Genomic DNA, 13,016 nt, shown 5'->3' with positions numbered 1-13,016 from the left:
TAGAGGATGTCAAACACCAGAACAAGGATGACCATAAAAAGCCAGATTCTGCCTTAATCTATGTAAGTGCGCATAATGTATATTATGTTAAATTGACTATTATGATCCATTCATGGGCAACACTCATTACGCAATCCTACCTCCTTCTATAAGATGCTGCTATTTACCCTTCATAATCGCGCATGGCGCCAGCAAATCCGCCAGACACGCAATAACATGCAGCGTTAAACACATTCCCGCCACTACTGGCGGGACTTCGCCCTGTGCCTGCGCAACCTTATCGCTCGGTCGCGGAGATCAAAAAATCAATCAGGGCTTTCACCCTTTTCGTTAAGCTTCGAGTGCATTCCTCTTGGCTCCTTTATTAACTGGGAAAATCTCTTCTCAGAAGAATTTAAAAACTAAAAGCACGGCGTGGCTGACGTCCCGTCTTTTTAAGACGCTGCATCTGAAAACACGCCTGAGTTAAACATCCATCAATTCTGCATAACTGATTGAAATGAAAAATATCCTTATCGTTTCCGGACATCCAGAACTTAACCATTCTGTCGCCAACGCCACCATCCTTGACGAGGTGGCGACAGCCCTGCCCGACGCTGAAGGTTGATCATGAGGCGGGCACGCTGGCGATGTACGCGCTGAAACGCAGTGACAATGCGCGTCAGGCATATATGGTTGAGCTTTATGCAAGCGAGTTGGCCTACCGCAAACATCTGGATGCCGCTCCATACAAAGCGTTTGATGCTCAAGCTCCTGATATGATTGATCGGAAGCTGAAAATCACACTGGTGCCGCAATTTACAGGGGACAAACACATCATACCCGATGAGCGGACCATCAATAATCTGGTGGTAGTCGAGGTGAAGCCGGAATATCAGACCGAATTCAAAAACATTGTCCTTCCTGAAATGGCTCAGTCGCTCAACATAGAAAAAGGTGTGCTTGCCATGTATGCCGCGACAGACGTAGATGATCCCCACCGCTGGTATTTCTATGAGATTTACGCCAGTGAGGAAGATTATCAACTCCACAGACAGACGCCGCACTTTAGGGATTATCTAAAGCAAACGGCGCACATCAGTACCCGTAAAACGTCTATTCCTGTCAAACCACTATTTCTGCGTAATAAAGGTGGGATAACCGCAGATATCGTCCCTGGCGGCTAAAGCGTAGAAAAATGGCGTTTAAGCAGGCCAGGTGTGATACATTCCGGGCGCTCTAATGACCACCACACATGACAGGTATGCAGAACATAACTCAACATTTTCGCTGGCTTCTGCTTGTTATCCCGTCACTCAGCGGTTGTGGCACGCTCTCGCAAATGTCCTCCCCGGCAGGAACACAGGAACTCCTCACCCATAAATCGCTGGACGGCGACGTTGATAGCGTGGTGCGTCACTATATGGCGCAAAAATCCGTACCCGGGATGACGGTTGCGGTGATCCATAATTACGGTTCTCCGCAGTTTTACAGTTGGGGCGTAACCGATGCGGCCAATCGCTACCCGATCGGGTCCAATACCTTGTTTGCCCTCGGTTCGCTCAGCAAAGGGATTACGGCGGAAGTGGTGGCTTGTCTGGTGAACGAAGGAAGGCTGAGTTGGGACGATAACCTGGCGACATTGCTGCCACCGGGTACGCCCTTAAGCGCAGATGCACAAAAAATTACTCTACTGGAACTGGTGAATCACACCTCTGGCCTGCCCCGTCAGAATATGGATGTTCCGATGCTGGGAAAATTCATCAGCTATTTAAGCAGTGGTGATAACTTTTATGGCGAACTGGATAGCGATAACGTATTGCGCTATTTAGCCAACTGGCATGCACCGCAGCATAAAATGCCGCAATACTCTAATACCGGCTATGCCCTGATTGGCTATATCCTGAAACACAAAACCGGCGAAGATATTCAGAGTTTAGCCTCGCGCTATATTTTTCAACCGCTGCAAATGGCTAACAGTAGTTTTACTCCCCAGACGTTAAAGGGATACCCGCAGCGTGCGCTTGGCCACGCTGGCGATCAACCCAAATTCATCCCGCGCGGTCAGCTGACGCCCGACTGGCATTTTTCCAACAACATGGTAGCGGCAGCGAGTTTATACAGTAACGCCGAAGATCTGGCCGCGTATGCCCGCTATCACGTGGCGACAACCGACAATCGCTTATTGGATAGCGTCTTTGCTGAAGTCAGTAATACCGATATTCAACGCCCCGACGGTGTACAGGGGATTGCCTGGACCACCGACTTTATCGGTCTGGAAAAAATTACTTATCAGGTAGGCTATATTGGCGGCTACTCAAGCTTTATCGGTTTCGATAAACAAAAAGGCAATGCGGTAGTCGTGCTTCAAAATGCATTTAACTGGAGTAACTATATTGGTATCGCACTATTAATGGATATGGCGAAGAACGATAGCCAGAGAGAAGAACATTCTCGCGCGCTGTAACCTCTACTGACAAACACCTTGCATGTAAACATTTTATGGTTCCTTTCATTCATCGCTCTCCTCTGTATGCAAAAGCTTACGTATCCGGGGAGTTAGTGATAGGCCATAACCGATACAGAAAAGAGCCAGAAGCACATGAAATAAAATTGATCCCGCTTCGTCCTGTCGGGTGAACACACCAAGTAATGTCTGCAAACCAACTGCAGCGCCACCAATGAAACACCCACGCCTCAGTAGGATCATATTACGTAACAACTTATCAGGATCTTGCGGATGATTTTTATTCTGTTTCATTCTTATCATCTGTTTGTGGTGAGTTTGGAATCTAAATATGTTAAGTGCGTTATTTTAACAATCTTCAGGCATGTTACATATTTTTTGGTCCGGGATGAAGATAAAAGTAGATCTCTGACTGCAGCGCTTCTCCGTATCGGCATGATACTGCTCAGCGGTGGCTGCATCCTTAGAAGAACTTCTAAAAGATGCTGAAAACGCCCCACACTCGAGGGGCGTATACCCGTGACATCCACCACGCGCCAGTTAATTCGCCTGATTCATACGGCGATGTTTCTCTGCCTGTTGCTGGTGAATAACAGAAGACTGCCCATTGTTCGCCGTTTCATGCACAACGGCGGCCTTCTCATGCTCATTCATCGCAGAGAAAGACTTTGCCGATTCGGGAGTATTACAGGGGCCAGCTTTGAGCATTTTCTTGTGCATCTCAGCCATGGTTTGATGCGCAGTTGCCTGAGCGTTATTAACCTGGTCGTGCATGTTGATCGTTTCTGCTGCCCAGCCAGATGAGGTGACAGCCATAATGGTGACAATGGATAACAGGATCTTTTTCATGGTCGAATCTCCTAAGTTTACATGCTCTGCAATATCGCTGAATGAAAAGTCAGAGATAAATGCATCGGCGTCTGAATTATCATTGATTATAAAAACCGACCTCTGTTTATCCCGTGACGGGCTGATGACATTTCTGTCACTGGGCCATACGGGGAATAACGCCCTGCCCCATACGCATAAAAAAGGACACTCCAGCGTGTCCTTTTAATATCGTCGCGCGTTTATTTATGTCTTCGCAGCCAGATTAATTTGTAGGCGGCCGGAATAATGAACAGGGATAACAGCGGAGCCGTAATCATTCCTCCAATCATCGGCGCGGCTATCCGGCTCATGACTTCTGAGCCCGCACCGGTTCCCCAGAGGATGGGCAACAGACCGGCAATGATAACCGCTACGGTCATTGCTTTCGGTCTCACGCGGAGTACCGCCCCCTGATAAAGGGCTTCATCGAGCCCTTCCGCGGTAAAGGTTTCCCGCTGGGCAAGCGCCGGATGGGCTTCAATGGCATGACGCAAGTACATCAGCATCACCACGCCAAACTCTGCTGCCACCCCGGCCAGGGCAATAAAGCCGGTTCCGGTCGCCACGGACATATGGAAGCCCTGCCAGTACAGGAACCAAATTCCGCCGACCAGGGCGAATGGCAGACTCATCAGAATAAGCAGTGCCTCATCAACACGACGGAATGCCAGATATAACAAAATGAATATGATCATTACCGTCATCGGCACCATCAGTTTCAGTTTTTTATTGGCGTGCTCCAGCAATTCAAACTGTCCGGAGAAAGAGACACTGGTGCCCGGTCTTAATTTTACGTGCTGGCTGATAGCGGTTTTAATGTCGTTCACAACCGACACCATATCCCTGCCACGGGCATCAATATAAATCCAGCTGGCAGGACGGGCATTTTCCGTTTTCAGCATGGTAGGTCCGGAAACGACACGAATATCAGCGACATCGCCCAGGGTAATTTGCTGCTTCATGGGCGTCAGAATGGGCATCTGTTTCAGTGCCTGTGGGCTGTTTCGGTAATCCTGAGGGTAGCGGATATTGATCGGGTAACGGGCTACGCCCTCAACCGTCTCGCCGGTTGTTGCGCCACCGATGGCTGATGAGACAAACAGCTGCACATCACCCACCGTCATTCCGTATCGGGATGCTTTCTCCCGGTTGATATCCACGTCGATGTAGCGTCCGCCTTCCAGACGTTCTGCCAGTGCTGAAACCACGCCCGGCACGGTTTTGGCCACCGCTTCGATACGTTGTGCCGTGGCATCAATATCAGACAAAACGGTGCCAGACACCTTGATACCGATTGGGCTTTTAATGCCGGTGGAGAGCATATCTATACGGTTACGGATCGGCGGTACCCAGAGGTTAGCCAGGCCGGGCAAACGCACGGTCTTATCCAGTTCATCAACGATCTTGTCAATCGTCATTCCTGGTCGCCACTGATCTTCAGGTTTAAGCTGAAGGGTGGTTTCGACCATTTCCAGTGGCGCGGAGTCGGTCGCCGTTTCAGCCTTACCGGTCTTACCAAATACGGACGCCACTTCAGGGACGGTTTTGATTAATTTGTCTGTCGTCTGCAAGAGCGCGGCAGCCTCTGCCGGCGATACGCCAGGTAACGTTGAAGGCATGTACAGCAGATCGCCCTCATTGATCTTTGGCAGAAATTCCCCCCCGACCTGGCTCAGCGGCCATATGACCGTAAAAATAGTTAACGCCGCAACCAGCATGGTCGTTTTCGGCCAGTGGAGCACACGAAGCAGTAACGGGTGATAGGCATTAATCAGCAGTCGGTTCAGCGGGTTACTGGTCTCCGCGGGGATTTTCCCTCTGATCCAGAACCCCATCAGTATAGGAATGACGATGATCGCCAGCGCGGCCGCGCCCGCCATGGCATACGTCTTCGTGAAGGCCAGCGGCCCAAACAGGCGCCCTTCCTGTCCCTCAAGCGTGAAAATGGGGATGAACGACAAGGTAATGATCAGCAGGCTGATAAACAGCGCCGGGCCCACTTCAACGGACGCATCGGTAATGACCTTCCAGCGGGTTGCGTTGTCTATCTGCTCCTCAGGGTGTTGATGATCCCACTCTTCCAGCCGTTTATGTGCATTTTCAATCATCACAATGGCGGCATCCACCATCGCCCCCACGGCAATGGCAATCCCGCCCAGAGACATAATATTGGCGTTTAGCCCCTGGAAATGCATGACGATAAAGGCAATGCACAGGCCAAGCGGCAGAGAAACGATCGCCACCAGCGCAGAGCGGATATGCCAGAGGAACAGCGCACAGACGATGGCCACCACGATAAACTCTTCAAGGAGTTTGTTACTCAGGTTATCAATGGCGCGGTCAATTAACTGGCTGCGATCGTAGGTGGTCACCACCTCGACACCCTCTGGCAGGCTGGCTTTCAGCGTCTCCAGTTTGTCTTTCACTGCGGTAATGACTTCACGTGCGTTTTTCCCCGAGCGCAGGATCACGACGCCACCAGCAACTTCGCCCTGGCCGTTAAGTTCTGCAATGCCGCGCCGCATTTCCGGGCCCGTTTGCACGCGGGCCACATCGCGCAGATAAACCGGCACGCCGTTCTCGCCCGATTTCAGAACGATATTATTGAAATCATCAATGGACTGAAGGTAACCGCTGGCGCGGACCATGTACTCCGCTTCCGCCATTTCAATGGATGATCCCCCTGCTTCCTGGTTAGATGATTCGAGAGCCTGTTTAACGCCGGGCAGCGTGACACCGTACTGCGCCAGCTTCAACGGGTTAACCTGAATCTGATACTGCTTAACCACGCCGCCTACTGACGCAACCTCCGCGACGTTAGGGATGGTTTTCAGTTCGAATTTCAGGAACCAGTCCTGAAGGGAACGCAGTTCTGCAAGATCGTGTTTTCCGCTGTGATCCACCAGAGCATATTCAAATATCCAGCCGACACCGGTGGCATCTGGTCCTATTTCTGAGCTTACTCCGGCAGGCAATTTGCCCTGCACCTGATTCAGGTATTCCAGAACGCGTGAGCGGGCCCAGTAGAGGTCAGTACCGTCTTCAAAAATGACGTACACATAGGAGTCACCAAACTGGGAAAAACCACGCACGGTCTTTGCGCCGGGTACCGACAGCATGGTTGTCGTGAGCGGATACGTGACCTGATTTTCAACAATCTGCGGGGCCTGACCGGGATAGCTGGTTTTAATGATCACCTGCACATCAGACAGATCGGGCAATGCATCCACAGGGGTATTGATGATAGTCCATGTTCCCCAGACGCTGAGAAACAAAGCGCCCATCATCACCAGGAAACGGTTGGCGACGGAGCGCCGGATAATCCATTCAATCATCATCGTCTCCTTAATGGCCCGAATGCGCGTCGTCAGTTTTTTCAGAATGACGCATGCGCTCCAGCGCACCGCTAATATTGGCTTCGGAGTCAATCAGGAACAGACCGCTGACCACGACAGAATCGCCTTCGCTCAGTCCGCTGCCAATCGCGGACTGCTGCTGAGATTCATGCAGAACATGAATGCTTTTCGGCACAAAACGCCCTTCCGCATCGACCACAATCACCCGCTGTTCTTTGCCCGTATCAATCACGGCCTGGGATGGGATCAGCAGCATCTCCTGGCTCCTGGCGTTCAGTTTCAGGTAGGCGTTCATGCCGGGTTTCAGGCTTTCGTCTTGGTTGGAGACCTGCAAACGGACCTGCAGCGTGCGGGTAGTTTGATCCACGCTGGGGAGAATGTTCCATTTTTCAACGGCAAATGATTTATCCGGATACGCGGGCACTGAAATTTCAAACTGCGAGCTGTCTTTGAGAAGATACGCAATGGATTCCGGCACGGCCGCACTGATCCAGACCGGATCCATCCCCTGTATCTGTGCCACCACGTTATCTTTGGTAATGTTCATGCCCGTGCGCAGGTTAAACGCCGTAATCACGCCATCTATGGGGGCCTTGATAGTAAAACGGGTCTGGATACTCCGGGTCGCACGCAGTCGTTGAACATCCTCTTCCGGCATGCCGGCAAGACGTAGTCGCTCCAGAACACCTTTTATCTGGGTAGGGGTTCCGCCGGTACCCGATAACAACAGGAACTCGCTTTGCGCTTCTACCCATTCCGGAATGGTGATATCGATAAGCGGCGTCCCTTTTTTAACATGATCGCCCACGGTCAGTGGGTACACTCTCTCAACGAAACCCTCAGAACGCGCCTGCACAATGACAAACTGATATTCGTTATAACTGACGTTGGCCGGTATGGTCTGGGCGTAATTCAGCGCTCCCCGCGTCACTTTCTGCGTTTTGAGTCCCAGGTTCTGAACCTGCGTCGGGTCAATACGAATACCCTCACTCCTTTTTTCGTCATTTTCATCGGCATATTTCGGCACCAGATCCATATCCATAAACGGAGACTTGCCGGGTTTATCAAACCGGGTATCCGGCTTCATCGGGTCATACCAGAAAAGAACTTTTCTCTCCGTCGTGGTCTGTTCTGTTTTTTCTGCGGGATGCACCGACTGCCAGGCGATAACTGAAATCAGCCCTCCTGCAATAAGGCTGCCGAGGATGACGGCAGCAAACTTTATTCTTAAAGAGGCCATGCTTTTTCTCGCTATTTAATGCTCTTGAGTAAAGAGATATTGCCCTGCTGAACAAACGTAAAATTAACGTGGCTGCCGGCTTTTAAGGCGAGAATAGTTTCGTCTGCCTGGACAAAGGTGAAACGCATGGTCATGGCGGGCCAACCAATCGCTGGAATATCATCATGCGCGATAGTGATTTTTTTAGTGCTCAGATCAACCGCTTTCACCACGCCGGTTCCCGCGATGACCTGCTCTGGCGTGGCTTGTGCTGCTGTGCTCATCTCCCCGTGCTGATGTGTTTCAGCATGCAGGCCTGCAGAAAATATAACGGAGAGTGCGCCCAGTACGACCGCGTTAAATAAACTGTTCATTTTTTGATTTCCTGATGGAGTAATTAAAAGAAATTACTCAACCCAACCGCCGCCCAGCGCGGTGAATAAGTTAATTTCATTCACCTGTCGGGAATAGATAAGGTCGAGAATGGTTTGTTGTGTTGCAAAAAGAGAACGTTCGGCATCAAGCACTTCAATGTAACTGACCGCGCCACTGGAATATAAACCTCTGGCTCGCTGCAGGGTGATGTGTAGCGAATCAAGATAACGTTGCTGGGCGTCGAGTTGCTGACTGATGCTGTCCCGCAATGCGAGCGCGTCGGCGACCTGTTTAAAAGCCGCCTGAATTTTTTGTTCGTAATTAACGATTGACTGCTGCTGGCGAATTTCAGCCAGTTTGAGATTGGCTTTATTCCTTCCAGCATTAAAAACAGGAATGTCAATTTTCGGAATAAAATTCCACATCCCGCTTCCTGCGGTGAAGAGGCTGGATAATTCCGTACTGCTTGCTGAAAGCCCGCTGGTTAGCGTAATGGACGGGAAAAAGGCGGCGCGCGCCGCGCCAATATTGGCATCAGCCGCTTTCAGTTGATACTCCGCTTCCATAATGTCCGGGCGCTGAAGCAATATTTCTGACGGCAGACGAGGCGGCAGTTTGACGGGTGAAATCTCATCGACGCTGCCTCCTTTCTCTGCCGGCAGCGCGCGATAGGTTCCCAGAACCTGCTGCAGGGCATTATTGGCCTGAGCCAGCTCGCCTTCTCTTTTCGCTATTTCTGCACGGGTACTTTCAATCTGCCCCCGGGCCTGTTCAAGTGCCAGAACGTTGGTGCTGCCCGTTACCAGCTGTTGTTCAACAAAAGCCCAGGATTGTTGATAGTTTTTTAGCGTATCGCGGGCAATACGACGTTGTTTGTAGGCCAGCTGCTGGCTGAAATAGCTCTGCGACACGCTGGAGACGAGCAGGATATGCACGGCACGGCGAGCCTCCTCGCTGGCAAAATAGTTCTGTCTGTCAGCATTACTCATATTCCTGAGTTTGCCGAAGAAATCGAGTTCGTAACTGAGGTTCAACCCTGCGTCGTACTGCTGTGTGGTCGGCTTGTCCGTTTTCAGCCCACCGCTGTAGGTCACACCTGACGAGGCATTCAGCTGCGGATACCGGTCGGCATCCGTCACGTTGAACTGCGCGCGCGCTTCTTCAACCTTAAGGGCGGCCATTTTTAAATCACGGTTGTTATTCAGGGCTTCGGCGATCAGTGCTGCGACCTGAGGATCGGTAAAAAAGCTACGCCATCCGCTGTCGTGATACCCCGCCACCACCGGCGTGAGGCTATTTCGGGATAACGAGAACTGCTGCGGAACCGGTGCTGGCGGACGCGCATATTCTGGTGCCAGCGAGACGCAGCCTGCCAGGAAAAATATTGTGCTAATGCTAAGTCGTTTTAATGTGCACATCACGCTTCTCGTCCAGGCAGACCTGGTAAATGTTTCAAATGAAGTCCAGGGTATTACCAGGGTTACTCTACAGCGTGCTTCCTGTTTGCCTGGTGACAGGATAATGACAATGTTGTCATTCTTAACGTAAGTCATTGATAACGGTTTGAGGCTCTCTAGAATGTCCAGAGCAGCCAGTCAGGGGAGCAAGATGAAAATACTGATCGTTGAAGACGAGATAAAAACCGGGGAGTACCTCAGCAAGGGGCTGACTGAGGCGGGGTTTGTGGTGGACCACGCTGACAATGGCCTGACCGGATATCATCTCGCCATGACCGCCGAGTATGACCTCCTGATTCTGGATATCATGCTTCCCGACGTGAACGGCTGGGATATCATCCGCATGCTACGTTCTGCCGGGAAGGGAATGCCGGTTCTGTTACTCTCAGCCCTTGGCACTATTGAACACCGGGTGAAGGGTCTTGAACTGGGCGCGGATGATTACCTGATCAAACCCTTTGCCTTTGCGGAGCTTCTCGCCCGCGTCAGGACGCTTCTGCGACGGGGCAATACGGTGATCACGGAAAGCCAGTTTCAGGTGGCTGATCTGATGATTGATCTCGTGTCCAGAAAGGTGAGCCGCGCGGGCAACCGCATCCTGCTGACCAGCAAAGAGTTCAGCCTGCTGGAGTTTTTTATGCGACACCAGGGGGAAGTGCTGCCCCGCTCCCTGATTGCATCCCAGGTCTGGGACATGAATTTTGACAGCGACACCAACGCGATTGATGTCGCCGTCAAACGGCTTCGCGCGAAAATAGACAATGATTATGAGCCGAAGCTGATCCAGACGGTCCGCGGCGTGGGGTACATGCTGGAGGCACCGGATGCGCGTTAAACTACCCAGACGCCCTTTTTCATTAGCCCTCAGGCTAACGTTTTTTATCAGCCTCTCCACGATATTGGCATTTTTCGCCTTCACCTGGTTTATGCTGCACTCCGTTGAAAAGCATTTCGCCGAGCAGGATATCAACGATCTGCAGCAAATCAGTACCGCGATGCACCGTATCCTGCAGTCCCCGGCAGATCCGGACGAGAAGAAAATCAGTAAAATCAAAGAGTCAATTGCCAGCTATCGTAACGTTGCGGTTCTGCTTCTCGACGCGCGTGGGGAGGTGTTGTTCAGTACGGCGCAGGGGGCAGCGTTACGCCCTGCCGTGAACACGGCGGCGTTCAGCACGCACAGCCGGGCACGGGATGTGTTTCTCTGGACGGTGGATGACTCCACCCGGCAAAGTCATTCCGGCGCTGAGATGAAAAGTGACACGTACCGGATTATCGCCTCGTCAGGCACGGCAACGCTGCAGGGAAAAGCGCAGAATTACGTTATGCTGATCGGGCTTTCAATTAATTTCCATCTCCATTACCTCGATGCGCTGAAAAAGAACCTGATTGCGATTGCCGTGGTGATCAGCCTGCTGATTATTCTTATCATTCGAATCGCGGTCCGTCAGGGACACCTGCCGCTGCGTAACGTCAGCAATGCCATTAAAAATATCACCTCTGAAAATCTCGATGCGAGGCTGGAACCGTCGCGCGTTCCGGTTGAACTGGAGCAACTGGTGATTTCGTTCAACCATATGATTGAAAAGATTGAAGATGTGTTCACCCGCCAGGCGAATTTTTCTGCCGATATCGCCCACGAAATCAGAACCCCCATCACCAATCTGGTGACCCAGACTGAAATCGCACTCAGCCAGAACCGGACGCCGAAAGAGCTGGAAGATATCCTCTACTCCAGCCTTGAAGAGTATAACCGGATGACCCGGATGGTCAGCGATATGCTTTTCCTGGCGCAGGCGGATAATAATCAGCTGATCCCGGACAGGGTGATGTTTGATTTAAGCGCGGAGGTCATTAAAGTCTTTGATTTCTTCGAGGCCTGGGCGGAAGAACGTCATATCACGCTGACGTTTCACGGGATGCCCTGCCTGATCGAAGGCGATCCGCAGATGTTCAGACGCGCAATCAACAACCTGTTATCCAATGCCCTGCGCTATACGCCGGAAGGCAAGACGGTGACCGTCTCAATCGACGAACGGGAAAACGATTTTGAGCTGATGATTGCCAACCCCGGGAAACCTGTCCCGCAAGAACATCTACCCAGGCTGTTTGACCGTTTTTACCGGGTGGATCCTTCCAGGCAGCGAAAAGGCGAAGGCAGCGGGATTGGTCTTGCCATTGTGAAGTCAATTGTCACCGCGCATCATGGCAAAGTCCGCGTCGAATCGGATACTCAGTCGACGCGCTTTATCTTGTCCGTGCCTAAGCGGGTTACCCAGTACTGAGTGGTTGCTGCACAGCCCGACACACGTCCAGCACTTTCTCTCTCAGCCAGCGGTGCCCCGGATCCCTTTCCATTCGCGGGTGCCACATCTGCGATACCGTAATGGTTTGGGTTTTAAACGGCAGTTCAAAGACATGCACACTCTGCGCCATCGGCTGGTTCAGCAGATACAATGCCGGAACCATGGCGATCAGATCGGACGCCAGCGCCACGGATAACGCCGTCGGGAAACCGGGCACGACGCTGGCAATTTTGCGCTTCATCCCCACTTCTGCCAGCGCATCGTCGACAAAGCCGTGTAGCGACCCGTCGGGCGCGGCAACCACGTGGCCCCAGGAAACATAATCGTGAAGGCTGACCGTGGGGTGTGCCGCCAGCGGATGTCCCTTACGCACCGCGGCAATGAACCGATCCTGAAATAATCGCTGCAGGCGTATTTCAGGTCCCATGTTGCTCTGCACGCCAATTTCCAGGTCAACCAGCCCTTCCCGCAGATAGCGTGACGTTTTCTCGGGCTTCGGCGAGAACCGAATACACACATCGGGCGCAGCTTCGGCCACGGCGGCAATCAGCAATGGGCCAAATGCGACCACAAAACCATCATTGGCTCTGATGGTGAACAGCCGCTCGAGGTTTTCCACCTTCAGCGTTTCAGTGGAGGGCTGCAATACGGCTCTTGCCTCATACACGGCCCCTCTGGCTCGCTCCCGGGTGGCCTCGGCCCAGGGCGTCAGCACCATATTACGCCCTGCCCGCACCAGGATCGGGTCGCCGGTCACCTCTCGCAGCCGGCTCAGGGTACGGCTCATGGCTGACGTACTCAGGTTTAAACGCCGCGCCGCGCCCGCCACGCTGGCTTCGGCCAGCAGGACGTCGAGGGCGACAAGCAAATTAAAATCCGGATCGGACATGATGCATCCTCAGATAAGGCGTTGTATGCAACTGAACAGTGCAACTGCTGCGTCTTCCGCCTTGTATATCCCATGATTATAGTTTCGTCATCAACATT

At 52.0% G+C, this 13,016-nt stretch carries 10 protein-coding genes and 3 pseudogenes; 6 read left to right on the top strand and 7 right to left on the bottom strand.

The window, feature by feature from the left end; all coding sequences use genetic code 11:
- Positions 1 to 330: 330 nt before the first annotated feature.
- The 4 genes and pseudogenes from AB6731_RS04865 to AB6731_RS04850 form a co-directional block, all read left to right on the top strand.
- Positions 331 to 405: pseudogene (locus AB6731_RS04865) on the top strand (superoxide dismutase); the annotation flags it as partial.
- A gap of 94 nt (positions 406 to 499) precedes the next feature.
- Positions 500 to 601: pseudogene (locus tag AB6731_RS04860) on the top strand (flavodoxin family protein); the annotation flags it as partial.
- A 1-nt stretch (position 602) separates the two neighbouring features.
- A pseudogene (locus tag AB6731_RS04855) lies at positions 603 to 1,166 on the top strand (putative quinol monooxygenase); the annotation flags it as partial.
- A 77-nt stretch (positions 1,167 to 1,243) separates the two neighbouring features.
- Positions 1,244 to 2,446, top strand: coding sequence for a serine hydrolase domain-containing protein (locus tag AB6731_RS04850; RefSeq protein WP_371005961.1), 1,203 nt, complete (start codon positions 1,244 to 1,246; stop codon positions 2,444 to 2,446).
- A gap of 45 nt (positions 2,447 to 2,491) precedes the next feature.
- On the opposite strand, the gene AB6731_RS04845 is transcribed toward AB6731_RS04850, so the two are convergent.
- The 6 genes from AB6731_RS04845 to AB6731_RS04820 all read right to left on the bottom strand — a co-directional run bounded on the left by AB6731_RS04845 (position 2,492) and on the right by AB6731_RS04820 (position 9,684).
- Positions 2,492 to 2,740, bottom strand: a complete 249-nt coding sequence (locus tag AB6731_RS04845; RefSeq protein ID WP_139252553.1) for a hypothetical protein — start codon at positions 2,738 to 2,740, stop codon at positions 2,492 to 2,494.
- A 246-nt stretch (positions 2,741 to 2,986) separates the two neighbouring features.
- Positions 2,987 to 3,295 (bottom strand): hypothetical protein, encoded by a 309-nt coding sequence (locus AB6731_RS04840; RefSeq protein WP_032678164.1) that lies wholly within the window; start codon positions 3,293 to 3,295, stop codon positions 2,987 to 2,989.
- A 221-nt stretch (positions 3,296 to 3,516) separates the two neighbouring features.
- Positions 3,517 to 6,651 carry a Cu(+)/Ag(+) efflux RND transporter permease subunit SilA gene (gene silA / locus AB6731_RS04835; protein ID WP_371005960.1) on the bottom strand — a complete coding sequence of 1,045 codons (3,135 nt, stop codon included), beginning with the start codon at positions 6,649 to 6,651 and terminating at the stop codon, positions 3,517 to 3,519.
- 10 nt (positions 6,652 to 6,661) lie between these two features.
- Positions 6,662 to 7,912, bottom strand: a complete 1,251-nt coding sequence (locus AB6731_RS04830) for an efflux RND transporter periplasmic adaptor subunit (protein ID WP_371005959.1) — start codon at positions 7,910 to 7,912, stop codon at positions 6,662 to 6,664.
- A gap of 11 nt (positions 7,913 to 7,923) precedes the next feature.
- The gene (gene cusF, locus AB6731_RS04825) at positions 7,924 to 8,265 is read right to left on the bottom strand and encodes a cation efflux system protein CusF (protein ID WP_044867030.1); all 342 of its coding nucleotides are present in this window, start codon (positions 8,263 to 8,265) and stop codon (positions 7,924 to 7,926) included.
- A 33-nt stretch (positions 8,266 to 8,298) separates the two neighbouring features.
- Positions 8,299 to 9,684, bottom strand: coding sequence for an efflux transporter outer membrane subunit (locus AB6731_RS04820; protein ID WP_371005958.1), 1,386 nt, complete (start codon positions 9,682 to 9,684; stop codon positions 8,299 to 8,301).
- Positions 9,685 to 9,874: 190 nt separating this feature from the next.
- On the opposite strand from AB6731_RS04820, the gene silR reads away from it, so the two are divergent.
- Entirely contained in the window at positions 9,875 to 10,558 is a 684-nt protein-coding gene (silR, locus tag AB6731_RS04815) for a copper/silver response regulator transcription factor SilR (protein ID WP_032670366.1), read from the top strand.
- Positions 10,548 to 12,008: a Cu(+)/Ag(+) sensor histidine kinase gene (locus AB6731_RS04810; RefSeq protein ID WP_371005957.1), complete on the top strand. Its 1,461-nt coding sequence runs from the start codon at positions 10,548 to 10,550 to the stop codon at positions 12,006 to 12,008. The genes silR and AB6731_RS04810 overlap by 11 nt, the downstream gene beginning before the upstream one ends.
- On the opposite strand, the gene AB6731_RS04805 is transcribed toward AB6731_RS04810, so the two are convergent.
- Entirely contained in the window at positions 11,995 to 12,918 is a 924-nt protein-coding gene (locus tag AB6731_RS04805; protein WP_371005956.1) for a LysR family transcriptional regulator, read from the bottom strand. The two genes, AB6731_RS04810 and AB6731_RS04805, sit on opposite strands and share 14 nt — an antisense overlap.
- Between the last annotated feature and the right edge of the window lie 98 nt (positions 12,919 to 13,016).

Origin of the sequence: Enterobacter sp. RCC_40 (genome assembly GCF_041360735.1) — a bacterium.
Taxonomy (GTDB): Bacteria; Pseudomonadota; Gammaproteobacteria; order Enterobacterales; family Enterobacteriaceae; genus Enterobacter; species Enterobacter ludwigii.
This window is presented reverse-complemented; position numbering and strand designations above follow the sequence as displayed.

Excerpts from the sequence above, each read along its gene's own strand:
- AB6731_RS04805 (WP_371005956.1), bottom strand. The coding sequence starts at position 12,918 with ATGTCCGATCCGGATTTTAATTTGCTTGTCGCCCTCGACGTCCTGCTG.
- AB6731_RS04830 (WP_371005959.1), bottom strand. The coding sequence starts at position 7,912 with ATGGCCTCTTTAAGAATAAAGTTTGCTGCCGTCATCCTCGGCAGCCTT.
- silR (WP_032670366.1), top strand. The coding sequence starts at position 9,875 with ATGAAAATACTGATCGTTGAAGACGAGATAAAAACCGGGGAGTACCTC.
- cusF (WP_044867030.1), bottom strand. The coding sequence starts at position 8,265 with ATGAACAGTTTATTTAACGCGGTCGTACTGGGCGCACTCTCCGTTATA.
- AB6731_RS04810 (WP_371005957.1), top strand. The coding sequence starts at position 10,548 with ATGCGCGTTAAACTACCCAGACGCCCTTTTTCATTAGCCCTCAGGCTA.
- AB6731_RS04845 (WP_139252553.1), bottom strand. The coding sequence starts at position 2,740 with ATGAAACAGAATAAAAATCATCCGCAAGATCCTGATAAGTTGTTACGT.
- AB6731_RS04840 (WP_032678164.1), bottom strand. The coding sequence starts at position 3,295 with ATGAAAAAGATCCTGTTATCCATTGTCACCATTATGGCTGTCACCTCA.
- silA (WP_371005960.1), bottom strand. The coding sequence starts at position 6,651 with ATGATTGAATGGATTATCCGGCGCTCCGTCGCCAACCGTTTCCTGGTG.
- AB6731_RS04820 (WP_371005958.1), bottom strand. The coding sequence starts at position 9,684 with ATGTGCACATTAAAACGACTTAGCATTAGCACAATATTTTTCCTGGCA.
- AB6731_RS04850 (WP_371005961.1), top strand. The coding sequence starts at position 1,244 with ATGCAGAACATAACTCAACATTTTCGCTGGCTTCTGCTTGTTATCCCG.